Origin of the sequence: Shigella sonnei, from assembly GCF_002950395.1 — a bacterium.
GTDB lineage: Bacteria > Pseudomonadota > Gammaproteobacteria > Enterobacterales > Enterobacteriaceae > ECMA0423.
Map to the genome: position 1 here is coordinate 4,332,117 of NZ_CP026802.1, position 22,858 is coordinate 4,354,974.

A 22,858-nucleotide genomic window follows, 5' to 3' on the forward strand; every position below is an offset into this window, starting at 1 on the left:
TATAGATAACAGCATAACAGTTACGCTAATATATTAAATATCAATCTACAGCAATGTTGCTCTCGCCCGGCTTTCCATGCCCTTCTCTGCGGCGACAGATGCTGAAAATAATAACGCCTGCTCTCTCTTTACAACCAAGGTCAACATGAGTCTGTTTCCCGTTATCGTGGTGTTTGGACTGTCCTTCCCACCGATATTTTTTGAATTGCTTTTATCACTGGCGATTTTCTGGCTGGTGCGCCGGGTACTTGTGCCAACAGGTATCTACGACTTTGTCTGGCATCCGGCGTTGTTCAACACCGCGCTCTATTGCTGCTTGTTTTATTTGATATCGCGACTGTTCGTTTGAGGTTGAAGTGAAAACACTAATAAGAAAATTCTCCCGTACGGCCATCACGGTCGTATTAGTCATTCTAGCCTTCATCGCAATTTTTAATGCCTGGGTCTATTACACCGAATCCCCCTGGACGCGTGACGCGCGCTTTAGCGCTGACGTCGTTGCGATCGCGCCGGACGTTTCTGGACTCATTACCCAGGTGAATGTTCATGATAACCAGCTGGTGAAAAAAGGACAGATACTGTTCACCATCGACCAGCCGCGCTATCAAAAGGCGCTTGAGGAAGCGCAAGCCGATGTTGCTTATTATCAGGTACTGGCACAGGAGAAACGCCAGGAGGCCGGACGTCGTAACCGTCTCGGTGTGCAGGCGATGTCTCGCGAAGAGATCGACCAGGCCAACAACGTACTACAAACGGTTCTGCATCAGTTAGCGAAAGCGCAGGCGACCCGCGATCTGGCAAAACTGGATCTTGAACGCACGGTGATCCGCGCGCCAGCAGATGGCTGGGTGACCAACCTCAACGTCTATACCGGTGAGTTTATTACTCGAGGATCAACGGCGGTTGCGCTGGTGAAACAGAACTCCTTCTATGTACTGGCCTATATGGAAGAAACTAAGCTGGAAGGGGGGCGTCCGGGGTATCGTGCAGAGATCACGCCGCTTGGCAGTAACAAAGTGCTGAAAGGGACTGTTGATAGTGTTGCCGCAGGGGTCACCAACGCCAGCAGCACGCGTGACGACAAAGGGATGGCGACTATAGACTCTAATCTTGAATGGGTGCGTCTTGCGCAACGTGTTCCGGTTCGTATTCGTCTCGACAACCAGCAAGAGAACATCTGGCCTGCGGGCACCACTGCTACAGTGGTGGTCACTGGCAAACAAGATCGCGACGAAAGCCAGGATTCGTTCTTCCGTAAAATGGCCCATCGCCTGCGTGAGTTTGGTTAATCACGATGGGTATTTTCTCCATTGCTAACCAACATATTCGCTTTGCGGTAAAACTGGCGACCGCCATTGTACTGGCGCTGTTTGTTGGCTTTCACTTCCAGCTGGAAACGCCACGCTGGGCGGTACTGACAGCGGCGATTGTTGCCGCCGGTCCGGCCTTTGCTGCGGGAGGTGAACCGTATTCTGGCGCTATTCGCTATCGTGGCTTTTTGCGCATCATCGGCACATTTATTGGCTGTATTGCCGGACTGGTGATCATCATTGCGATGATCCGCGCACCATTATTGATGATTCTGGTGTGCTGTATCTGGGCCGGTTTTTGTACCTGGATATCCTCGCTGGTACGAATAGAAAACTCGTACGCGTGGGGGCTGGCCGGTTATACCGCGCTGATCATTGTGATCACCATTCAGCCGGAACCATTGCTTACGCCGCAGTTTGCCGTCGAACGTTGTAGCGAGATCGTTATCGGTATTGTGTGTGCGATTATGGCGGATTTGCTCTTTTCTCCGCGATCGATCAAACAAGAAGTAGATCGAGAGCTGGAAAGTTTGCTGGTCGCGCAATATCAATTAATGCAACTCTGTATCAAGCATGGCGATGGTGAAGTTGTCGATAAAGCCTGGGGCGACCTGGTGCGACGCACCACGGCACTACAAGGCATGCGCAGCAACCTGAATATGGAATCTTCCCGCTGGGCGCGGGCCAATCGACGTTTAAAAGCGATCAATACGCTATCGCTGACGCTGATTACCCAATCCTGCGAAACTTATCTTATTCAGAATACGCGCCCGGAATTGATCACTGATACTTTCCGCGAATTTTTTGACACGCCGGTAGAAACCGCGCAGGACGTCCACAAGCAGCTCAAACGCCTGCGGAGAGTTATCGCCTGGACCGGGGAACGGGAAACGCCTGTCACCATTTATAGCTGGGTCGCGGCGGCAACGCGTTATCAGCTTCTCAAGCGCGGCGTTATCAGTAACACAAAAATCAACGCCACCGAAGAAGAGATCCTGCAAGGCGAACCGGAAGTAAAAGTAGAGTCAGCCGAACGTCATCATGCAATGGTTAACTTCTGGCGAACCACACTTTCCTGCATTCTGGGCACGCTTTTCTGGCTGTGGACGGGCTGGACTTCCGGCAGTGGTGCAATGGTGATGATTGCGGTCGTGACGTCACTGGCAATGCGTTTGCCGAATCCACGCATGGTGGCGATCGACTTTATCTATGGGACGCTGGCCGCGCTGCCGTTAGGGCTGCTCTACTTTTTGGTGATTATCCCTAATACCCAACAGAGCATGTTGCTGCTGTGTATTAGCCTGGCAGTGCTGGGATTCTTCCTCGGTATAGAAGTACAGAAACGGCGACTGGGCTCGATGGGGGCACTGGCCAGCACCATAAATATTATCGTGCTGGATAACCCGATGACTTTCCATTTCAGTCAGTTTCTCGACAGCGCATTAGGGCAAATCGTCGGCTGTGTGCTCGCGTTCACCGTTATTTTGCTGGTGCGGGATAAATCGCGCGACAGGACTGGACGTGTACTGCTTAATCAGTTTGTTTTTGCCGCTGTTTCCGCGATGACTACCAATGTGGCACGTCGTAAAGAGAACCACCTCCCGGCACTTTATCAGCAGCTGTTTTTGCTGATGAATAAGTTCCCAGGGGATTTGCCGAAATTTCGCCTGGCGCTGACGATGATTATCGCGCACCAGCGCCTGCGTGATGCGCCGATCCCGGTTAACGAGGATTTATCGGCGTTTCACCGACAAATGCGCCGCACAGCAGACCATGTGATATCTGCCCGTAGCGATGATAAACGTCGTCGGTACTTTGGCCAGTTGCTGGAAGAACTGGAAATCTACCAGGAAAAGCTACGCATCTGGCAAGCGCCACCGCAGGTGACGGAACCGGTTCATCGGCTGGCGGGGATGCTCCATAAGTATCAACATGCGTTGACCGATAGTTAAGTCAAAACCGACGCCAAAAGCGTCGGTTTTTTCATGGCTATACTTAGCGATGCACGGCAGAACTCGCCGCGAAACGTGACGGTGGCAACAGATGAATATTTATACCTTTGATTTTGATGAGATTGAGAGTCAGGAGGATTTTTATCGTGACTTTAGCCAAACCTTTGGTCTGGCTAAAGATAAGGTACGCGATCTCGACTCACTATGGGATGTGTTAATGAACGATGTCCTGCCGCTACCACTTGAGATTGAATTTGTTCATCTGGGAGAGAAAACGCGTCGCCGTTTTGGCGCGTTAATATTGCTGTTTGATGAGGCAGAGGAAGAGCTGGAAGGGCATTTGCGTTTTAATGTTCGTCATTAGCGCAAAAAAAAGCCCCCGAACCGGGGGCAATATCGTCGGACAAGACGATGAGGGTTTATTTGTACAGTTCAGCCGTAGCGTGCCAGGTGTCACCGCTACGAGCTTCAGTAATCTGGTAGGCCGTTGCGCCTTTCTCTTCCGCTTTTTTGTTCAGCATTTCACGCATATCCATTGGCGAAGACGCCACACCACTTACGGATACGGTCCCGATTGCTTCACGATTTTGTGCTTGTGCAGTATCAATGGAGTCGGCAGCGAATGCACCGAAAGAGAGAACAGAAAGTACGCTTAATGCAGCTACAGTGGTTTTGATTTTCATGATTTTTACCTCGACATAATCTTTTAGCTGGGCCTTTGTTTCGTGACCCATATCACAAAATCAAGCATACACTAATTATTGAACTAATTAATACCACGCTAACTATTTCAGTTGATACTAAGTGTTAAAAATGTGAATTTTAATAACAAAAAAGAATTAAAAACACGGTTATTTATTGTTAATTCTAGTATTTTCAATTAGATAATGAATTTTACATAATGTGCTTTTTTTACCGTATGTATTCATTGTGTGAATGATATGTCGCGGTAAAACGCACTATTCGTTAAATTAATCGCAGGGGAAAGCAGGGGGTTGAGAGGAATAAGCAACATTTTCCCCGCCGCCAGAAGCGACGGGGCAGAGATTAAAGCTCCTGGTCGAACAGCTCTAAAATCGCTTCGTACAGGTCTTTGACGGTGAAACCGTTAGCAGGGGTGGTAAAGATGGTGTCATCGCCAGCGATGGTGCCCAGAATACCTTCTGCTTTGCCCAGTGAGTCCAGCAGGCGAGCAATTAACTGCGCCGCGCCAGGGCTGGTATGAATCACGACAACTGCATCGTTGTAGTCGATATCCAGCACCAGATTCTTCAATGGACTGGAGGTGGTTGGTACACCCAGTTCAGCTGGCAGGCAGTAAACCATTTCCATTTTGGCATTGCGTGTACGTACAGCACCAAACTTGGTCAACATCCGCGAGACTTTAGACTGATTAATATTGTCAAAGCCTTGCTCCTGCAACGCGGCGACGATTTCGCCCTGGGAGCTAAATTTCTCTTCTTTAAGTAATGCTTTAAATGCTTTAACTAGTTCTTCTTGCTTAGCCGAGCTTCGCATAAGTCACCCGATATGGTGGTTGATACAACATTATTGTGCATACAGATGAATTTTTATGCAAACAGTCAGCCCTGAAGAAGGCTGAAATAATGTTATGAAAGAGCGGGATTTTATCAAATTTCGTTATTGAGAAACATGCCTGCGTCACGGCATGCAAATTCTGTTTAAAAGTAAATTAATTGTTATCAAATTGATGTTGTTTTGGCTGAACGGTAGGGTATATTGTCACCACCTGTTGGAATGTTGCGCTAATGCATAAGCGACTGTTAATTACGTAAGTTAGGTTCCTGATTACGGCAATTAAATGCATAAACGCTAAACTTGCGTGACTACACATTCTTGAGATGTGGTCATTGTAAACGGCAATTTTGTGGATTAAGGTCGCGGCAGCGGAGCAACATATCTTAGTTTATCAATATAATAAGGAGTTTAGGATGAAAGTCGCAGTCCTCGGCGCTGCTGGCGGTATTGGCCAGGCGCTTGCACTACTGTTAAAAACCCAACTGCCTTCAGGTTCAGAACTCTCTCTGTATGATATCGCTCCAGTGACTCCCGGTGTGGCTGTCGATCTGAGCCATATCCCTACTGCTGTGAAAATCAAAGGTTTTTCTGGTGAAGATGCGACTCCGGCGCTGGAAGGCGCAGATGTCGTTCTTATCTCTGCAGGTGTAGCGCGTAAACCGGGTATGGATCGTTCCGACCTGTTTAACGTTAACGCCGGCATCGTGAAAAACCTGGTACAGCAAGTTGCGAAAACCTGCCCGAAAGCGTGCATTGGTATTATCACTAACCCGGTTAACACCACAGTTGCGATTGCTGCTGAAGTGCTGAAAAAAGCCGGTGTTTATGACAAAAACAAACTGTTCGGCGTTACCACGCTGGACATCATTCGTTCCAACACTTTTGTTGCGGAACTGAAAGGCAAACAGCCAGGCGAAGTTGAAGTGCCGGTTATTGGCGGTCACTCTGGTGTTACCATTCTGCCGCTGCTGTCACAGGTTCCTGGCGTTAGTTTTACCGAGCAGGAAGTGGCTGATCTGACCAAACGCATCCAGAACGCGGGTACTGAAGTGGTTGAAGCGAAAGCCGGTGGCGGGTCTGCAACCCTGTCTATGGGCCAGGCAGCTGCACGTTTTGGTCTGTCTCTGGTTCGTGCACTGCAGGGCGAACAAGGCGTTGTCGAATGTGCCTACGTTGAAGGCGATGGTCAGTACGCCCGTTTCTTCTCTCAACCGCTGCTGCTGGGTAAAAACGGCGTGGAAGAGCGTAAATCTATCGGTACCCTGAGCGCATTTGAACAGAACGCGCTGGAAGGTATGCTGGATACACTCAAGAAAGATATCGCCTTGGGCGAAGAGTTCGTTAATAAGTAATTGATTAGCGAATAATAAAAAACCGGAGCACAGACTCTAATGCCGATCAGTTAAGGATCAGTTGACCGATCCAGTGGCTGTGTAAGAATCCGGAAACGCTCACTTGTTTCCGGATTTTTTTATGCACATTGGACAGGCTCTTGATCTGGTATCCCGTTACGATTCTCTGCGTAACCCACTGACTTCTCTGGGGGATTACCTCGACCCCGAACTCATCTCTCGTTGCCTTGCCGAATCAGGTACTGTAACGCTACGCAAGCGCCGTCTTCCCCTCGAAATGATGGTCTGGTGTATTGTTGGCATGGCGCTTGAGCGTAAAGAACCTCTTCACCAGATTGTGAATCGCCTGGACATCATGCTGCCGGGCAATCGCCCCTTCGTTGCCCCCAGTGCCGTTATTCAGGCCCGCCAGCGCCTGGGAAGTGAGGCTGTCCGCCGCGTGTTCACGAAAACAGCGCAGCTCTGGCATAACGCCACGCCGCATCCGCACTGGTGCGGCCTGACCCTGCTGGCCATCGATGGTGTGTTCTGGCGCACACCGGATACACCAGAGAACGATGCAGCCTTCCCCCGCCAGACACATGCCGGGAACCCGGCGCTCTACCCGCAGGTCAAAATGGTCTGCCAGATGGAACTGACCAGCCATCTGCTGACGGCTGCAGCCTTCGGCACGATGAAGAACAGCGAAAATGAGCTTGCTGAGCAACTTATAGAACAAACCGGCGATAACACTCTGACGTTAATGGATAAAGGTTATTACTCACTGGGACTGTTAAATGCCTGGAGCCTGGCGGGAGAACACCGCCACTGGATGATACCTCTCAGAAAGGGAGCGCAATATGAAGAGCTCAGAAAACTGGGTAAAGGCGATCATCTGGTGAAGCTGAAAACCAGCCCGCAGGCACGAAAAAAGTGGCCGGGACTGGGAAATGAAGTGACAGCCCGCCTGCTGACCGTGACGCGCAAAGGAAAAGTCTGCCATCTGCTGACGTCGATGACGGACGCCATGCGCTTCCCCGGAGGAGAAATGGCGGATCTGTACAGTCATCGCTGGGAAATCGAACTGGGATACAGGGAGATAAAACAGACGATGCAACTGAGCAGGCTGACGCTGAGAAGTAAAAAGCCGGAGCTTGTGGAGCAAGAGCTGTGGGGTGTCTTACTGGCTTATAATCTGGTGAGATATCAGATGATTAAAATGGCGGAACATCTGAAAGGTTACTGGCCGAATCAACTGAGTTTCTCAGAATCATGCGGAATGGTGATGAGAATGCTGATGACATTGCAGGGCGCTTCACCGGGACGTATACCGGAGCTGATGCGCGATCTTGCAAGTATGGGACAACTTGTGAAATTACCGACGAGAAGGGAAAGGGCCTTCCCGAGAGTGGTAAAGGAGAGGCCCTGGAAATACCCCACAGCCCCGAAAAAGAGCCAGTCAGTTGCTTAACTGACTGGCATTAGAGCACAGACTCCGGTTTTTTGTTTTGAGCACTCGACTTAATTGGTTGCCGGATATTCCTGAATGGTGACCTGCAGCGTTAACTGCTTATCATCACGCATCACTACAACCGGGATCACCGAACCAGGGCGAATTTCCGCCACCTGATCCATCGTCTCCAGAGCAGAGATGGCCGGTTTGTTATCCACCGAAATAATCAGATCGTTGACCTGAATACCCGCATTCGCCGCCGGGCCGTCAGGTGACACTTCATTAACCACGATCCCTTGCAGTTGATCTATACCACCGCCCTGTGCGTGCAGCGGTGCGATCTCACGTCCGCCAATGCCAATGTAGCCGCGGATCACGCGACCATCGCGGATCAGCTTATCCATAATTTTGGTTGCTAACTGGAAAGGAATCGCAAAGCCGATACCTTCCGGCGTTTCGCCATCGTTACTCTTATCAAACGACAGCGTGTTAATGCCCATCAGTTCGCCCAGCGAGTTCACCAGCGCGCCGCCAGAGTTACCGTGGTTAATGGAAGCATCGGTTTGCAGGAAGTTTTGCCGCCCGGTCGGGTTCAGACCAATTCGACCCGTGGCACTAATAATCCCCTGGGTAATGGTCTGCCCGAGGTTGTACGGGTTACCGATCGCCAGTACCACGTCGCCAATATGCGGTACGCGACGTGCATTGATTGGAATGGTAGGTAAACCGCCAGTGGCATTAATTTTAAGTACCGCCAGATCGGTTAGAGAGTCAGATCCCACCAGCAATGCTTCAAATACACGACCATCCTGTAAGGCGACGATGATCTGATCGGCGTCGTTGATGACGTGTTTATTGGTGATGATATAACCGCGTTGATCCATGATTACACCGGATCCCAGGGTGCGGATCTCAAGCTGGTTGTGAGAGTTGGTGTTCAAACCACGGTTGTAAACGTTAACCACCGCTGGCGCGGCGCGGCGAACCGCCAGATTATAGCTGGCAGGCGTCTCATCGGTACTGTCAAATTGCGGAGTGGAAAGCGGGTTAAGGCTGCGCAGCGAAGGCATGGCAACCAGCAGAATAGCGCCGACAATTAATCCAATCGCAACGGAACGTAAGAGCTTCACAAACATGATGGAGGCGTCATTAAAAAAGGGAACGGCAGCAGCATACCACGAGTTAACCGGACATCACACGTAAGCCTGATGCCCGGTTTACGACATTAACGCATCAGCAGATAGATGCTTTCATTGCCGCGTACAATTTGCAGGGCGATGATGGCCGATTTTGCCGCCAGCACTTTACGCATTTCAGCAATCGAGTTCACCCGATCGCGGTTGACGCCAATGATCACATCGTCTTTTTGCAAGCCAGCCTGAGCAGCTGGGCTTCCTTTGACAACTTCATCGATCTTAATACCTTTGCCGCCATCTTTTAGCTGACCATCGCTCAACGTTGCACCTTCCAGCGCTGGCGCGATCATTTCAGCGCTGGCCGACGAAGAGGTGCTGGTATCGAGCGTCACTTCTACTTCCAGTGGTTTGCCGTTACGCAGCAGGCCAAGTTTCACTTTTGTGCCCGGCTCGGTGGTCGCGATACGAGAGCGCAACTCAGCAAAGCTATTCAGCGGTTTGCCGTTGAGGCTGGTAATAATATCGCCCGCTTTGACGCCCGCTTTCGCCGAGCCAGAACCTGGCAACACTTCGCTGACAAACGCGCCACGCTGCACGTCAAGGTTGAAGGCTTTGGCGATATCGGCACTCATCTCGGTGCCTTTGATGCCTAACAAACCGCGTTTGATTTCACCAAAGTCGATAAGCTGCTGCGCCAGTGTTCGCGCCATATTACTGGGGATGGCAAATCCAATCCCGACGCTCCCGCCGCCAGGCGCAAGGATTGCAGTGTTGATGCCAATTAACTCACCGTTAAGGTTTAACAGTGCACCGCCGGAGTTACCGCGGTTAATGGAAGCATCTGTCTGGATAAAGTTTTCCAGACCTTCAAGATTCAACCCGCTGCGTCCTAATGCGGAAACAATGCCAGAGGTGGCGGTTTGCCCAAGGCCAAATGGGTTACCGACCGCTACGGCAAAATCACCGACGCGCAATTTATCGGAGTCGGCAATAGCGATTTGCGTTAATTTGCTCGGGTTTTGAATTTGTAACAGGGCGATATCGCTCTGGTCATCGCTACCAATCAGTTTTGCATCAAACTCGCGCCCATCATTGAGCTGAATACTGATTTTCTGTGCCTGATTAATCACATGGTTGTTGGTCAGCACATAGCCTTTACTGGCGTTGATGATGACACCGGAGCCTAAACCTTCGAAGGGTTGTGCAGGTTGCTCCGGTAAATCATCACCAAAAAACTTTTTGAATTCTTCCGGGATTTTCTGTCCCTGACTGGCCGTTCCTTCCACCCGTACGCTCACCACTGCCGGAAGCACTTTTTCCAGCATTGGAGCCAGACTGGGGAGAGGGGCCTGATCGGCAACCTGGCCTGGAATCGACGCGACGGCCTGAAATGACGCCGAGAGAGTTAACCCGACACTTAACGCTAATGCACTCAACAGCTGGGGTTGTTTTTTCATTATTCCTGCTCTCGTACCTGAATGATAAGAAAAGAGATTCAAAACAGTTTGATGTTATTGAATTTTCAGACGGCTAACAATGAGACACCAGATTAAATGATAGTCGGGGAGGGAGAGAAGAGGAGGGCGCAATGGCTGCGCCCGAAAAATAAATTAGTCGCGCTTCGCGCCAGTACGCAGCAGGCCGGATGCGCCTTCAGAATAGTCGCGAGGCATCTGCACCGGTGCCTGATCGTTGCTGGCTTCAGACTCTGCCAGACGATTACGGAACGGGTTTGCTTCAGCAGACAGTTCCGGCAGCAGGCTGCTGGAGCTTTTCGCCATGTGCTGATACAGCTGGCGATAGTCGTGCGCCATGGTATCCAGTAATTCCGCGCTGCGGGCAAAGTGGCTAACCAGCTCTTCGCGATACTCGTCCAGTTCAGCTTTATTCTTTTCCAGTTCGTACTGCAACGCCTGTTGCTGGCGTAGTTTACGATTACCAAAACGCATGGCCACAGCACCAATAATGATGCCGACGACTAACCCAATTAGCGCATATTCCCAGGTCATGAACATCTCCCGTTGTCTTTTGTTTCCGTAGGGTGTTGGCTTCAGGCTCCATGCCTGCGGCTGATTATGCCACTATAACCGTTAATTCCACAGAAGTGGAATCCCGACTGCATATCGCGTAGTGTAGAACGGCCTTTTTTTCGTCAACCGTGAACAACGGCGCACCGATTATTCAAGGAATAACAATAAGATCATGCAAAGCGTTACCCCAACATCGCAATACCTGAAGGCGCTCAATGAAGGCAGCCATCAACCCGACGACGTTCAAAAAGAGGCCGTCAGCCGCCTGGAAATTATTTATCAGGAACTCATCAATAGCACGCCACCAGCCCCCAGGACGAGTGGGCTAATGGCGCGGGTCGGTAAGCTGTGGGGTAAACGCGAAGACACAAAGCATACGCCAGTGCGTGGCTTATATATGTGGGGCGGTGTAGGACGCGGGAAAACCTGGCTGATGGACCTTTTCTATCAAAGCCTGCCGGGAGAGCGGAAACAGCGCCTGCACTTTCACCGTTTTATGCTGCGGGTGCATGAAGAGCTAACTGCCTTACAGGGGCAGACCGATCCGCTGGAAATTATTGCCGATCGCTTTAAAGCCGAAACTGACGTGCTCTGTTTTGACGAATTTTTTGTTTCTGATATTACCGATGCCATGCTACTTGGCGGTCTGATGAAAGCCTTGTTCGCCCGCGGTATTACCCTGGTAGCGACGTCAAATATTCCGCCGGACGAACTTTATCGAAATGGCTTGCAACGTGCGCGTTTTCTGCCTGCAATCGATGCCATTAAACAGCATTGTGATGTAATGAACGTGGACGCTGGTGTTGATTATCGACTGCGTACACTCACTCAGGCGCATCTGTGGCTTTCGCCACTCCACGATGAAACCCGGGCGCAAATGGATAAACTATGGTTGGCGCTGGCGGGGGGAAACGAGAAAATTCACCGACGTTAGAAATCAACCATCGGCCATTAGCGACAATGGGCGTCGAGAACCAGACGCTGGCGGTCTCTTTTACTACGCTGTGCGTCGACGCCCGCAGTCAGCATGACTATATTGCGCTCTCACGTCTCTTTCATACGGTCATGTTGTTTGATGTACCAGTTATGACGCGGTTGATGGAGAGCGAAGCGCGGCGCTTTATTGCGCTGGTGGATGAGTTTTACGAGCGCCATGTCAAATTAGTGGTGAGTGCAGAAGTGCCGCTGTATGAAATTTATCAGGGCGATCGGCTGAAGTTTGAGTTCCAGCGTTGCCTGTCACGTCTGCAAGAGATGCAAAGCGAAGAGTATCTGAAGCGCGAGCATTTGGCGGGTTAAAACCTGTCACAAATCACAAAAAGGGGTCGATCTTTGACCCCGACTTCTCTATAATCCTGCGACCCCACGTTACAAGAAAGTTTTTTTCCCAAAACTTTTTGTGTGCTGGCATAGGCTATTCGAAGGGGTAGGTTTGCCGGACTTTGTCGTGTGAACCTCAACAATTGAAGACGTTTGGGTGTTCACCAACGTGTAACTATTTATTGGGTAAGCTTTTAATGAAAACTTTTACAGCTAAACCAGAAACCGTAAAACGCGACTGGTATGTTGTTGACGCGACCGGTAAAACTCTGGGCCGTCTGGCTACTGAACTGGCTCGTCGCCTACGCGGTAAGCACAAAGCGGAATACACTCCGCACGTAGATACCGGTGATTACATCATCGTTCTGAACGCTGACAAAGTTGCTGTAACCGGCAACAAGCGTACTGACAAAGTGTACTATCACCACACCGGCCACATCGGTGGTATCAAACAAGTGAGCTTTGAAGAGATGATTGCTCGCCGTCCTGAGCGTGTGATTGAAATCGCGGTTAAAGGCATGTTGCCAAAAGGCCCGCTGGGTCGTGCTATGTTCCGTAAACTGAAAGTTTACGCGGGTAACGAGCACAACCACGCGGCACAGCAACCGCAAGTTCTTGACATCTAATCGGGATTATAGGCAATGGCTGAAAATCAATACTACGGCACTGGTCGCCGCAAAAATTCCGCAGCTCGCGTTTTCATCAAACCGGGCAACGGTAAAATCGTAATCAACCAACGTTCTCTGGAACAGTACTTCGGTCGTGAAACTGCCCGCATGGTAGTTCGTCAGCCGCTGGAACTGGTCGACATGGTTGAGAAACTGGACCTGTACATCACCGTTAAAGGTGGTGGTATCTCTGGTCAGGCTGGTGCGATCCGTCACGGTATCACCCGCGCTCTGATGGAATACGACGAGTCCCTGCGTTCTGAACTGCGTAAAGCTGGCTTCGTTACTCGTGACGCTCGTCAGGTTGAACGTAAGAAAGTCGGTCTGCGTAAAGCACGTCGTCGTCCGCAGTTCTCCAAACGTTAATTGGCTTCTGCTCCGGCAGAAAACAATTTACGAAAAAACCCGCTTCGGCGGGTTTTTTTATGGCTAAATTCTGAATCAGCGTAAAAAATGGGAAGTTGCTTTTTGCTGCCGTCTGAAAGACAGGCAAAACAAAAACCACATCGCCAATAAGGGTCTAAGTCAACTATTTCAGACTAAAGCGCATCTCTTTTTCCCCATTTCCGGCATCCACTCACCACAATGGTCGCAAAATCTGGTAAACTATCATCCAATTTTCTGCCCAAATGTCGGGTATTGCTCATTTTTTGTTTGATTTTCGAACAAAGAGAGTCGTTCCTTATTGGGTAACACAACTTCTGACTGGCCACCTGGTGGCTGGTAGCAGTAAAAATTCTGACTATACCTGGAGGTTTTCATGGCTGTCGCTGCCAACAAACGTTCGGTAATGACGCTGTTTTCCGGTCCTACTGACATCTATAGCCATCAGGTCCGCATTGTGCTGGCTGAGAAAGGTGTAAGTTTCGAGATCGAACACGTGGAAAAGGACAATCCGCCTCAGGATCTGATTGACCTCAACCCGAATCAGAGCGTTCCGACCCTGGTGGATCGTGAGCTGACCCTGTGGGAATCTCGCATCATTATGGAATATCTGGATGAGCGTTTCCCGCATCCGCCACTGATGCCTGTTTACCCGGTAGCTCGCGGTGAAAGCCGTCTGTACATGCATCGCATCGAAAAAGACTGGTACACGCTGATGAACACCATCATCAACGGTTCAGCTTCTGAAGCAGATGCCGCACGTAAGCAACTGCGCGAAGAACTGCTGGCGATTGCGCCGGTCTTCGGTCAGAAGCCGTACTTCCTGAGCGATGAGTTCAGCCTGGTCGATTGCTATCTTGCTCCGCTGCTGTGGCGTCTGCCGCAACTGGGTATCGAGCTCAGCGGCCCGGGTGCGAAAGAGCTGAAAGGCTATATGACCCGCGTCTTTGAGCGTGACTCTTTCCTTGCTTCTTTAACTGAAGCAGAACGTGAAATGCGTCTGGGCCGGAGTTAATCTGTATGGATTTGTCACAGCTAACACCACGTCGTCCCTATCTGCTGCGTGCATTCTATGAGTGGTTGCTGGATAACCAGCTCACGCCGCACCTGGTGGTGGATGTGACGCTCCCTGGCGTGCAGGTTCCTATGGAATATGCGCGTGACGGGCAAATCGTACTCAACATTGCGCCGCGTGCTGTCGGCAATCTGGAACTGGCGAATGATGAGGTGCGCTTTAACGCGCGCTTTGGTGGCATTCCGCGTCAGGTTTCTGTGCCGCTGGCTGCCGTGCTGGCTATCTACGCCCGTGAAAATGGCGCAGGCACGATGTTTGAGCCTGAAGCTGCCTACGATGAAGATACCAGCATCATGAATGATGAAGAGGCATCGGCAGACAACGAAACCGTTATGTCGGTTATTGATGGCGACAAGCCAGATCACGATGATGACACTCATCCTGACGATGAACCTCCGCAGCCACCACGCGGTGGTCGACCGGCATTACGTGTTGTGAAGTAATACAAAACAGGCCCAGGCGGCCTGTTTTGTCTTTTTAATGACTTAATAAAATAGCGTGATTGTGGCAATCATATTCACCACGAAACCGACTGCCATGGGGATCGCTGTCCGCTTCACCACCGCAGTAATCGGCGAAACCGCGCGCGCTAGCGTCGTGGCAAAATGCATCGGCATAATCATTACAACCGCTGGTACATGTAGTCCGGCTGCGATATTCGGAATAAGACTGGCAAATGACATAAACGGCGCATTGCCAGAGCCCATCACAATGGCACAAATGGCAATGACTAGCGCCATAATAATCATCACGCCAATACCGCCCAGACCAGAATGCTCCGCACCCCTGATAACCGCATCAACAGTGCCAATCGTCGTTAAGCCTTTCGCAAATATTTCACCCGCGACCACCAGCGTTACCACGTTGGCAAACTGCGTACCCATGCCGTCAAAAAACGCCTGCACATCGTCCATTGTTTCGCGCAAGTTATGCTTGCGGAAGAACTCAACAAACATCGTCACCGTCAAACTTAGTAACATCACCACCACCAGATGCAGTTCTGACTTCATCAGCCCGACGTGGGCGAGGAACAGCGAGCCGAGCATCAGGATTAACGGCATCACAGGTAAAATGGCGTAATAGAGCGGCGGGACATTATCGAGAGTTTTTTGCTCTGCCTGTTCGTGATTGATATTTTTATCTTTTTTGTCAAAAGCGCGTTGCACGAAAAAGTGGGAGATCGCCACCGAGATAATGACGCAAGAGGCGACCGGAAGCTGGTAGTGGAAGAAGTATGTGGCAATTTTCATTCCCGCGACCTGGGCTGCAAAAATGGAGTTCGTTTCCAGAATCCCCCACTCAATGGACATCGTGGTTGCGATAACCGCCACCGCAGAGAGGCGACTTACTCCCAGACTCACCAGCGTCGGAAATAAGGTGACCATCAGCAACATACCCAGACCGGAGGCGCTGGTAATAAACTGCGCCATGATTTGGCCGATGACGTAAGTTGCCGACAGAATAATATACGGCGAGCGAATGAGTTTTAACGGGCGGCTTAGCAAGCTCACCATCGCGCGACTGGCTCCTATGCGCTCCATGTAGCGGGCATAACCGCCCACCGCCATAATCGACAGCCCCAATCCGGCAATGCGGTTGGACAGCATGCGCAGGATTTCATTATAAATGTCGACGATCAAGTAGCCGCTGCTTTTGGCGGGATCGAGTACACCACCGAACCCTAACCAGACTCCGCACATCATCAGGAAGACACCTGCGGCAGCCAGCACCACCTGAGGTTTGTAGTTTTTCAGGATCAAATAGCCCATCGTAATTAATACGATGACAGATATAATTATGCCGAACATTGTTGAACTCCGTGTCAAAAGAAAACGGTCAATCCCATAAACGGCAGATTGAAAACAATGATGTTATATTTTTTGCAAGTCTATTTATGGTGCGGATGTCGTGTTTTTAATTGTAGGTGATGTGATTTTTCATTAAAAAATATGCGCTTATGATTATTTTGTAAGAACACATTCATAATATTCATAATGCTTGTGAATAGTCTTATGAATAATTCAATCGGGATGTGTTTATCTGCGTTACATTAATTTTTCGCAATAGTTAATTATTCCGTTAATTATGGTAATGATGAGGCACAAAGAGAAAAACCTGCCATTTTCCCCTACTTTCAATCCTGTGATAGGATGTCACTGATGATGTTAATCACACTGACCTTACAGAATGGGCCTTATGAACGCATTTGATTCGCAAACCGAAGATTCTTCACCTGCAATTGGTCGCAACTTGCGTAGCCGCCCGCTGGCGCGTAAAAAACTCTCCGAAATGGTGGAAGAAGAGCTGGAACAGATGATCCGCCGTCGTGAATTTGGCGAAGGTGAACAATTACCGTCTGAACGCGAACTGATGGCGTTCTTTAACGTCGGGCGTCCTTCTGTGCGCGAAGCGCTGGCAGCGTTAAAACGCAAAGGTCTGGTGCAAATAAACAACGGCGAACGCGCTCGCGTCTCGCGTCCTTCTGCGGACACTATCATCGGTGAGTTTTCCGGCATGGCGAAAGATTTCCTTTCTCATCCCGGTGGGATTGCCCATTTCGAACAATTACGTCTGTTCTTTGAATCCAGTCTGGTGCGCTATGCGGCTGAACATGCCACCGATGAGCAAATCGATTTGCTGGCAAAAGCACTGGAAATCAACAGTCAGTCGCTGGATAACAACGCGGCATTCATTCGTTCAGACGTTGATTTCCACCGCGTGCTGGCGGAGATCCCTGGTAACCCAATCTTCATGGCGATCCACGTTGCCCTGCTCGACTGGCTGATCGCCGCACGTCCAACCGTGGCTGATCAGGCTCTGCACGAGCATAACAACGTTAGCTATCAACAGCATATTGCGATCGTTGATGCGATCCGCCGTCATGATCCTGACGAAGCCGATCGTGCGTTGCAATCGCATCTCAACAGCGTCTCTGCTACCTGGCACGCTTTCGGTCAGACCACCAACAAAAAGAAATAATGCCACTTTAGTGAAGCAGATCGCATTATAAGCTTTCTGTATGGGGTGTTGCTTAATTGATCTGGTATAACAGGTATAAAGGTATATCGTTTATCAGACAAGTATCACTTCAGAGGTATTTATGGCAACGAATTTACGTGGCGTAATGGCTGCACTCCTGACTCCTTTTGACCAACAACAAGCACTGGATAAAGCGAGTCTGCGTCGCCTGGTTCAGTTCAATATTCAGCAGGGCATCGACGGTTTATACGTGGGTGGTTCGACCGGCGAGGCCTTTGTACAAAGCCTTTCCGAGCGTGAACAGGTACTGGAAATCGTCGCCGAAGAGGCGAAAGGTAAGATTAAACTCATCGCCCACGTCGGTTGCGTCAGCACCGCCGAAAGCCAACAACTTGCGGCATCGGCTAAACGTTATGGCTTCGATGCCGTCTCCGCCGTCACGCCGTTCTACTATCCTTTCAGCTTTGAAGAACACTGCGATCACTATCGGGCAATTATTGATTCAGCGGATGGTTTGCCGATGGTTGTGTACAACATTCCAGCCCTGAGTGGGGTAAAACTGACCCTGGATCAGATCAACACCCTGGTTACGTTGCCTGGCGTCGGTGCGCTGAAACAGACTTCTGGCGATCTCTATCAGATGGAACAGATCCGTCGTGAACATCCTGATCTGGTGCTCTATAACGGTTACGACGAAATCTTCGCTTCCGGCTTGCTGGCAGGCGCTGATGGTGGTATCGGCAGTACTTACAACATCATGGGCTGGCGATATCAGGGGATCGTGAAGGCGCTGAAAGAAGGCGATATCCAGACCGCGCAGAAACTGCAAACTGAGTGCAACAAAGTCATTGATTTACTGATCAAAACTGGCGTATTCCGCGGCCTGAAAACTGTCCTGCATTATATGGATGTCGTTTCTGTGCCGCTGTGCCGCAAACCGTTTGGACCGGTAGATGAAAAATATCTGCCAGAACTGAAGGCGCTGGCCCAGCAGTTGATGCAAGAGCGCGGGTGAGTTGTTTTCCCCTCGCTCGCCCCTACCGGGTGAGGGGAAATAAACGCATCTGTACCCTACAATTTTCATACCAAAGCGTGTGGGCATCGCCCACCGCGGGAGACTCACAATGAGTACTACAACCCAGAATATCCCGTGGTATCGCCATCTCAACCGTGCACAATGGCGCGCATTTTCCGCTGCCTGGTTGGGATATCTGCTTGACGGTTTTGATTTCGTTTTAATCGCCCTGGTACTCACCGAAGTACAGGGTGAATTCGGGCTGACGACGGTGCAGGCGGCAAGTCTGATCTCCGCAGCCTTTATCTCTCGCTGGTTCGGCGGCCTGATGCTCGGCGCTATGGGTGACCGCTACGGGCGTCGTCTGGCAATGGTCACCAGCATCGTTCTCTTCTCGGCCGGGACGCTGGCCTGCGGCTTTGCGCCAGGCTACATCACCATGTTTATCGCTCGTCTGGTCATCGGCATGGGGATGGCGGGTGAATACGGTTCCAGCGCCACCTATGTCATTGAAAGCTGGCCAAAACATCTGCGTAACAAAGCCAGTGGTTTTTTGATTTCAGGCTTCTCTGTGGGGGCCGTCGTTGCCGCTCAGGTCTATAGCCTGGTGGTTCCGGTCTGGGGTTGGCGTGCGCTGTTCTTTATCGGCATTTTGCCAATCATCTTTGCTCTCTGGCTGCGTAAAAACATCCCGGAAGCGGAAGACTGGAAAGAGAAACACGCAGGTAAAGCACCAGTACGCACAATGGTGGATATTCTCTACCGTGGTGAACATCGCATTGCCAATATCGTAATGACACTGGCGGCGGCTACTGCGCTGTGGTTCTGCTTCGCCGGTAACCTGCAAAATGCCGCGATCGTCGCTGTTCTTGGGCTGTTATGCGCCGCAATCTTTATCAGCTTTATGGTGCAGAGTACAGGCAAACGCTGGCCAACGGGCGTAATGCTGATGGTGGTCGTGTTGTTTGCTTTCCTCTACTCATGGCCGATTCAGGCGCTGCTGCCAACGTATCTGAAAACCGATCTGGCTTATAACCCGCATACTGTCGCCAATGTGCTGTTCTTTAGTGGCTTTGGCGCGGCCGTGGGATGCTGCGTAGGAGGCTTCCTCGGTGACTGGCTGGGAACCCGCAAAGCGTACGTTTGTAGCCTGCTGGCCTCGCAGCTGCTGATTATTCCGGTATTTGCGATTGGCGGCGCAAACGTCTGGGTGCTCGGTCTGTTACTGTTCTTCCAGCAAATGCTTGGACAAGGGATCGCCGGGATCTTACCGAAACTGATTGGCGGTTATTTCGATACCGACCAGCGTGCAGCGGGCCTGGGCTTTACCTACAACGTTGGCGCATTGGGTGGCGCACTGGCCCCAATCATCGGCGCGTTGATCGCTCAACGTCTGGATCTGGGTACTGCGCTGGCATCGCTCTCGTTCAGCCTGACATTTGTGGTGATCCTGCTGATTGGTCTGGATATGCCTTCCCGCGTTCAGCGTTGGCTGCGCCCGGAAGCATTGCGTACTCATGACGCTATCGACGGCAAACCATTTAGCGGTGCCGTGCCATTTAGCAGCGCCAAAAACGATTTAGTCAAAACCAAAAGTTAATCCTGTTGCCCGGTCTATGTACCGGGCCTTTCGCTAAGGGAAGATGTATGTCGTTACTTGCACAACTGGATCAAAAAATCGCTGCTAACGGTGGCCTGATTGTCTCCTGCCAGCCGATTCCTGACAGCCCGCTCGATAAACCCGAAATCGTCGCAGCCATGGCATTAGCGGCAGAGCAGGCGGGCGCGGTTGCCATTCGCATCGAAGGTGTGGCAAATCTGCAAGCCACGCGTGCGGTGGTGAGCGTGCCGATTATTGGAATTGTGAAACGCGATCTGGAGGATTCTCCGGTACGCATCACGGCCTATATTGAAGATGTCGATGCGCTGGCGCAGGCGGGCGCGGACATTATCGCCATTGACGGCACCGACCGCCCGCGTCCGGTGCCTGTTGAAACGCTGCTGGCACGTATACATCATCACGGTTTACTGGCGATGACCGACTGCTCAACGCCGGAAGACGGCCTGGCATGCCAAAAGCTGGGCGCCGAAATTATTGGCACTACGCTTTCTGGCTATACCACGCCTGAAACGCCAGAAGAGCCGGATCTGGCGCTGGTGAAAACGTTGAGCGAAGCCGGATGTCGGGTGATTGCCGAAGGGCGTTACAACACGCCTGCTCAGGCGGCAGATGCGATGCGCCACGGCGCGTGGGCGGTGACGGTCGGTTCTGCCATTACGCGTCTTGAACACATTTGTCAGTGGTACAACACAGCGATGAAAAAGGCGGTGCTATGACCACACTGGCGATTGATATCGGCGGTACTAAACTTGCCGCCGCGCTGATTGGCGCTGACGGGCAGATCCGCGATCGTCGTGAACTTCCTACGCCAGCCAGCCAGACACCAGAAGCCTTGCGTGATGCCTTATCCGCATTAGTCTCTCCGTTGCAAGCTCATGCGCAGCGGGTTGCCATCGCTTCAACCGGAATTATTCGCGACGGCAGTTTGCTGGCGCTGAATCCGCATAATCTCGGTGGATTGCTACACTTTCCGTTAGTCAAAACGCTGGAACAACTTACCAATTTGCCGACCATTGCCATTAACGACGCGCAGGCCGCAGCATGGGCAGAGTATCAGGCGCTGGAAGGCGATGTAACCGAGATGGTGTTTATCACCGTTTCCACTGGCGTCGGCGGCGGTGTAGTGAGCGGCGGTAAACTGCTTACCGGCCCTGGCGGTCTGGCGGGGCATATCGGGCATACGCTTGCCGATCCACACGGCCCAGTCTGCGGCTGTGGACGCACAGGTTGCGTGGAAGCGATTGCTTCTGGTCGCGGTATTGCAGCGGCAGCGCAAGGTGAACTCATGGGCGCGGATGCGAGAACTATTTTCACACGCGCCGGGCAGGGCGACGAGCAGGCGCAGCAACTGATTCACCGCTCCGCACATGTGCTGGCAAGGCTGATCGCTGATATTAAAGCCACAACTGATTGCCAGTGCGTGGTGGTCGGTGGCAGCGTTGGTCTGGCAGAAGGGTATCTGGCGTTGGTGGAAACGTATCTGGCGCAGGAGCCAGCGGTATTTCATGTTGATTTACTGGCGGCGCACTACCGCCATGATGCAGGTTTACTTGGGGCAGCGCTGTTGGCCCAGGGAGAAAAATTATGATGATGGGTGAAGTACGGTCATTACCGTCTGCTGGGTTACATCCTGCGTTACAGGACGCGTTAACGCTGGCATTAGCTGCCAGACCGCAAGAAAAAGCGCCGGGTCGTTACGAATTACAGGGCGACAATATTTTTATGAATGTCATGACGTTTAACACTCAATCGCCCGTTGAGAAAAAAGCGGAGCTGCACGAGCAATACATTGATATCCAGCTGTTATTAAACGGTGAAGAACGGATTCTGTTTGGCATGGCAGGCACTGCGCGTCAGTGTGAAGAGTTCCACCATGAGGATGATTACCAGCTTTGCAGCACCATTGAAAACGAGCAAGCCATCATCCTGAAACCGGGAATGTTCGCCGTGTTTATGCTAGGAGAGCCGCATAAGCCGGGATGCGTTGTTGGCGAGCCGGGTGAGATTAAAAAGGTGGTGGTGAAGGTTAAGGCTGATTTAATGGCTTAAATTTATTAGATCAGGTGTGACCTGACCCATCTTTGGCACAGAGCCAAACCTGAACTGACGGACCGCTCTGTGCCATTACCTGACGTTGTATTCTTTTATGTTAACACCCTTGATACTGTATATACCTGTCCGCTTAATTCGCTTGCCCTTTTTATTCGTAATAGTTGCTGTAAGTGTACTGCAGCGAATGGAATGACGTTCATCAATCACCAGCCGAATTGCTTCTGAAGCATCTTCCACCTCTAGAAGGTCGTGAGTCTTATTTAAGCCGAATGGAACAAGGTGGAAGGCAGTTTTTCCTGATGATTTTCTGGTTATTTTTACTGGATACAACACATCACCACTTTTATGGATTAATTCAAGCTGTTCAATGTAAATCACGGCAACTTTCCTTCGTTTATTTGCATGAATATACAAACCGAAAATAGGAGATGCAATACAAAAGCTGTGGAAATATCAAACAGCCTCTCAATTTGGCAGACAGCGTCTGCCAAATCTTTGCCGATGGGAATTCTGCAGATGGTGTCTGCGGAATTCCCAATGGTGTTAATTCGCCAGACACTGTCTGGCGAATTTCAACATGTTGAAAAAAGAGGTAAAAAAGCCTCATTTGGCGTAAGTTTTTTGCAGAGAAACCACGCTTATACCTTAGACTTAAATCCTTTGATAGTCGCTTGATTAGCTGCGCACCATACGCAGCCCTTGCCTCGCCACCTTGTTCAAATTCGACAATTCGTCGGCCAATTTCCCAGTATGTCGCGGTCATCAGCGCGTTAACGCTACGTACCGTTTCCGTCCGGGCGCTATCGACCAGGTGAATAATACCGTCGTGGATTTGCTGGTAGCCTGTTGAGGTTCTCTCTGAGAGCGATTCCATTATCTGTCCCTTTATATGGCGCTGCGTTGAATAATGGAATCAGCTATACGCCGGGCATCTACCGGTAACAATCCAGATGAGCGTATTACATTGGTTTTCTTCAGATTATGCGAGGCGCT

General features: G+C 50.9%; 23 protein-coding genes and 2 pseudogenes. 17 read left to right on the plus strand and 8 right to left on the minus strand.

Features of this window, described 5'->3' with window-relative positions:
* Positions 1-145: 145 nt before the first annotated feature.
* From aaeX to C1P89_RS22400, 4 genes are all read left to right on the plus strand, one after another.
* Positions 146-349, plus strand: coding sequence for a p-hydroxybenzoic acid efflux pump operon protein AaeX (gene aaeX / locus C1P89_RS22385; protein WP_000051841.1), 204 nt, complete (start codon positions 146-148; stop codon positions 347-349).
* Positions 350-356: 7 nt separating this feature from the next.
* Positions 357-1,289: a p-hydroxybenzoic acid efflux pump subunit AaeA gene (gene aaeA / locus C1P89_RS22390; protein ID WP_000854018.1), complete on the plus strand. Its 933-nt coding sequence runs from the start codon at positions 357-359 to the stop codon at positions 1,287-1,289.
* Positions 1,290-1,294: 5 nt separating this feature from the next.
* Positions 1,295-3,262 carry a p-hydroxybenzoic acid efflux pump subunit AaeB gene (gene aaeB / locus C1P89_RS22395; RefSeq protein ID WP_000510948.1) on the plus strand — a complete coding sequence of 656 codons (1,968 nt, stop codon included), beginning with the start codon at positions 1,295-1,297 and terminating at the stop codon, positions 3,260-3,262.
* A gap of 91 nt (positions 3,263-3,353) precedes the next feature.
* Positions 3,354-3,626: a barstar family protein gene (locus tag C1P89_RS22400; RefSeq protein ID WP_001029013.1), complete on the plus strand. Its 273-nt coding sequence runs from the start codon at positions 3,354-3,356 to the stop codon at positions 3,624-3,626.
* A 55-nt stretch (positions 3,627-3,681) separates the two neighbouring features.
* Here the strand turns inward: C1P89_RS22400 and yhcN are convergent, their stop codons facing one another.
* Both yhcN and argR read right to left on the minus strand, forming a co-directional pair.
* A complete protein-coding gene (gene yhcN, locus C1P89_RS22405; RefSeq protein ID WP_005140291.1) occupies positions 3,682-3,945 on the minus strand; it encodes a peroxide/acid stress response protein YhcN in 264 nt (87 codons plus the stop codon).
* Positions 3,946-4,309: 364 nt separating this feature from the next.
* A complete protein-coding gene (argR, locus tag C1P89_RS22410; protein WP_001257846.1) occupies positions 4,310-4,780 on the minus strand; it encodes a transcriptional regulator ArgR in 471 nt (156 codons plus the stop codon).
* A 434-nt stretch (positions 4,781-5,214) separates the two neighbouring features.
* On the opposite strand from argR, the gene mdh reads away from it, so the two are divergent.
* Positions 5,215-6,153 carry a malate dehydrogenase gene (gene mdh, locus C1P89_RS22415; protein ID WP_001295272.1) on the plus strand — a complete coding sequence of 313 codons (939 nt, stop codon included), beginning with the start codon at positions 5,215-5,217 and terminating at the stop codon, positions 6,151-6,153.
* 103 nt (positions 6,154-6,256) lie between these two features.
* Positions 6,257-7,603 carry an IS4-like element IS4 family transposase gene (locus C1P89_RS22420; protein WP_000483769.1) on the plus strand — a complete coding sequence of 449 codons (1,347 nt, stop codon included), beginning with the start codon at positions 6,257-6,259 and terminating at the stop codon, positions 7,601-7,603.
* Positions 7,604-7,653: 50 nt separating this feature from the next.
* Here C1P89_RS22420 and degS read toward each other — a convergent pair whose 3' ends face one another.
* From degS to zapG, 3 genes are all read right to left on the minus strand, one after another.
* On the minus strand, positions 7,654-8,721 hold the full coding sequence (gene degS, locus C1P89_RS22425; RefSeq protein WP_000497723.1) for an outer membrane-stress sensor serine endopeptidase DegS: 1,068 nt from the start codon (positions 8,719-8,721) through the stop codon (positions 7,654-7,656).
* A gap of 89 nt (positions 8,722-8,810) precedes the next feature.
* Positions 8,811-10,178 (minus strand): serine endoprotease DegQ, encoded by a 1,368-nt coding sequence (degQ, locus tag C1P89_RS22430; protein WP_005143681.1) that lies wholly within the window; start codon positions 10,176-10,178, stop codon positions 8,811-8,813.
* 153 nt (positions 10,179-10,331) lie between these two features.
* Entirely contained in the window at positions 10,332-10,730 is a 399-nt protein-coding gene (zapG, locus tag C1P89_RS22435) for a Z-ring associated protein ZapG (RefSeq protein WP_001295270.1), read from the minus strand.
* Between the two features lie 193 nt (positions 10,731-10,923).
* On the opposite strand from zapG, the pseudogene zapE reads away from it, so the two are divergent.
* From zapE to sspB, 5 genes and pseudogenes are all read left to right on the plus strand, one after another.
* Positions 10,924-12,050: pseudogene (gene zapE / locus C1P89_RS22440) on the plus strand (cell division protein ZapE).
* Positions 12,051-12,268: 218 nt separating this feature from the next.
* Positions 12,269-12,697, plus strand: a complete 429-nt coding sequence (rplM, locus tag C1P89_RS22445; protein WP_005140285.1) for a 50S ribosomal protein L13 — start codon at positions 12,269-12,271, stop codon at positions 12,695-12,697.
* Between the two features lie 15 nt (positions 12,698-12,712).
* A complete protein-coding gene (gene rpsI, locus C1P89_RS22450; protein WP_000829812.1) occupies positions 12,713-13,105 on the plus strand; it encodes a 30S ribosomal protein S9 in 393 nt (130 codons plus the stop codon).
* Between the two features lie 394 nt (positions 13,106-13,499).
* Positions 13,500-14,138 carry a stringent starvation protein SspA gene (gene sspA, locus C1P89_RS22455; RefSeq protein ID WP_000257295.1) on the plus strand — a complete coding sequence of 213 codons (639 nt, stop codon included), beginning with the start codon at positions 13,500-13,502 and terminating at the stop codon, positions 14,136-14,138.
* Between the two features lie 5 nt (positions 14,139-14,143).
* Positions 14,144-14,641, plus strand: a complete 498-nt coding sequence (gene sspB / locus C1P89_RS22460; protein WP_000366129.1) for a ClpXP protease specificity-enhancing factor — start codon at positions 14,144-14,146, stop codon at positions 14,639-14,641.
* Between the two features lie 42 nt (positions 14,642-14,683).
* Here the strand turns inward: sspB and dcuC are convergent, their stop codons facing one another.
* Positions 14,684-16,006: an anaerobic C4-dicarboxylate transporter DcuC gene (gene dcuC, locus C1P89_RS22465; RefSeq protein WP_000467027.1), complete on the minus strand. Its 1,323-nt coding sequence runs from the start codon at positions 16,004-16,006 to the stop codon at positions 14,684-14,686.
* Between the two features lie 379 nt (positions 16,007-16,385).
* On the opposite strand from dcuC, the gene nanR reads away from it, so the two are divergent.
* The 6 genes from nanR (at position 16,386) to nanQ (ending at position 21,862) form a co-directional block, all read left to right on the plus strand.
* Positions 16,386-17,177 (plus strand): transcriptional regulator NanR, encoded by a 792-nt coding sequence (nanR, locus tag C1P89_RS22470; RefSeq protein WP_000523837.1) that lies wholly within the window; start codon positions 16,386-16,388, stop codon positions 17,175-17,177.
* Between the two features lie 121 nt (positions 17,178-17,298).
* Entirely contained in the window at positions 17,299-18,192 is an 894-nt protein-coding gene (gene nanA, locus C1P89_RS22475; protein ID WP_000224714.1) for an N-acetylneuraminate lyase, read from the plus strand.
* A 109-nt stretch (positions 18,193-18,301) separates the two neighbouring features.
* Positions 18,302-19,792 carry a sialic acid transporter NanT gene (gene nanT, locus C1P89_RS22480; RefSeq protein WP_077478133.1) on the plus strand — a complete coding sequence of 497 codons (1,491 nt, stop codon included), beginning with the start codon at positions 18,302-18,304 and terminating at the stop codon, positions 19,790-19,792.
* A gap of 47 nt (positions 19,793-19,839) precedes the next feature.
* On the plus strand, positions 19,840-20,529 hold the full coding sequence (locus tag C1P89_RS22485; protein ID WP_005140275.1) for an N-acetylmannosamine-6-phosphate 2-epimerase: 690 nt from the start codon (positions 19,840-19,842) through the stop codon (positions 20,527-20,529).
* Positions 20,526-21,401 (plus strand): N-acetylmannosamine kinase, encoded by an 876-nt coding sequence (gene nanK / locus C1P89_RS22490; protein ID WP_000209028.1) that lies wholly within the window; start codon positions 20,526-20,528, stop codon positions 21,399-21,401. Before C1P89_RS22485 ends, nanK begins: the two co-directional genes overlap by 4 nt.
* The gene (gene nanQ, locus C1P89_RS22495) at positions 21,398-21,862 is read left to right on the plus strand and encodes an N-acetylneuraminate anomerase (protein WP_000979911.1); all 465 of its coding nucleotides are present in this window, start codon (positions 21,398-21,400) and stop codon (positions 21,860-21,862) included. Before nanK ends, nanQ begins: the two co-directional genes overlap by 4 nt.
* 75 nt (positions 21,863-21,937) lie before the next feature.
* Here the strand turns inward: nanQ and C1P89_RS22500 are convergent, their stop codons facing one another.
* Both C1P89_RS22500 and C1P89_RS22505 read right to left on the minus strand, forming a co-directional pair.
* The gene (locus tag C1P89_RS22500) at positions 21,938-22,243 is read right to left on the minus strand and encodes a transposase (RefSeq protein ID WP_000639208.1); all 306 of its coding nucleotides are present in this window, start codon (positions 22,241-22,243) and stop codon (positions 21,938-21,940) included.
* Between the two features lie 91 nt (positions 22,244-22,334).
* Positions 22,335-22,739: pseudogene (locus C1P89_RS22505) on the minus strand (DUF1016 N-terminal domain-containing protein); the annotation flags it as partial.
* Positions 22,740-22,858: the final 119 nt, after the last annotated feature.

Bases quoted from the DNA above. Each gene is read 5' to 3' on its own strand.
- nanQ (WP_000979911.1), top strand. From the start codon at position 21,398: ATGATGATGGGTGAAGTACGGTCATTACCGTCTGCTGGGTTACATCCT.
- nanK (WP_000209028.1), top strand. From the start codon at position 20,526: ATGACCACACTGGCGATTGATATCGGCGGTACTAAACTTGCCGCCGCG.
- nanR (WP_000523837.1), top strand. From the start codon at position 16,386: ATGGGCCTTATGAACGCATTTGATTCGCAAACCGAAGATTCTTCACCT.
- nanT (WP_077478133.1), top strand. From the start codon at position 18,302: ATGAGTACTACAACCCAGAATATCCCGTGGTATCGCCATCTCAACCGT.
- degQ (WP_005143681.1), bottom strand. From the start codon at position 10,178: ATGAAAAAACAACCCCAGCTGTTGAGTGCATTAGCGTTAAGTGTCGGG.
- C1P89_RS22485 (WP_005140275.1), top strand. From the start codon at position 19,840: ATGTCGTTACTTGCACAACTGGATCAAAAAATCGCTGCTAACGGTGGC.
- C1P89_RS22400 (WP_001029013.1), top strand. From the start codon at position 3,354: ATGAATATTTATACCTTTGATTTTGATGAGATTGAGAGTCAGGAGGAT.
- degS (WP_000497723.1), bottom strand. From the start codon at position 8,721: ATGTTTGTGAAGCTCTTACGTTCCGTTGCGATTGGATTAATTGTCGGC.
- aaeX (WP_000051841.1), top strand. From the start codon at position 146: ATGAGTCTGTTTCCCGTTATCGTGGTGTTTGGACTGTCCTTCCCACCG.
- yhcN (WP_005140291.1), bottom strand. From the start codon at position 3,945: ATGAAAATCAAAACCACTGTAGCTGCATTAAGCGTACTTTCTGTTCTC.
- argR (WP_001257846.1), bottom strand. From the start codon at position 4,780: ATGCGAAGCTCGGCTAAGCAAGAAGAACTAGTTAAAGCATTTAAAGCA.
- rpsI (WP_000829812.1), top strand. From the start codon at position 12,713: ATGGCTGAAAATCAATACTACGGCACTGGTCGCCGCAAAAATTCCGCA.
- sspB (WP_000366129.1), top strand. From the start codon at position 14,144: ATGGATTTGTCACAGCTAACACCACGTCGTCCCTATCTGCTGCGTGCA.
- rplM (WP_005140285.1), top strand. From the start codon at position 12,269: ATGAAAACTTTTACAGCTAAACCAGAAACCGTAAAACGCGACTGGTAT.
- aaeB (WP_000510948.1), top strand. From the start codon at position 1,295: ATGGGTATTTTCTCCATTGCTAACCAACATATTCGCTTTGCGGTAAAA.
- sspA (WP_000257295.1), top strand. From the start codon at position 13,500: ATGGCTGTCGCTGCCAACAAACGTTCGGTAATGACGCTGTTTTCCGGT.
- mdh (WP_001295272.1), top strand. From the start codon at position 5,215: ATGAAAGTCGCAGTCCTCGGCGCTGCTGGCGGTATTGGCCAGGCGCTT.
- zapG (WP_001295270.1), bottom strand. From the start codon at position 10,730: ATGACCTGGGAATATGCGCTAATTGGGTTAGTCGTCGGCATCATTATT.
- nanA (WP_000224714.1), top strand. From the start codon at position 17,299: ATGGCAACGAATTTACGTGGCGTAATGGCTGCACTCCTGACTCCTTTT.
- dcuC (WP_000467027.1), bottom strand. From the start codon at position 16,006: ATGTTCGGCATAATTATATCTGTCATCGTATTAATTACGATGGGCTAT.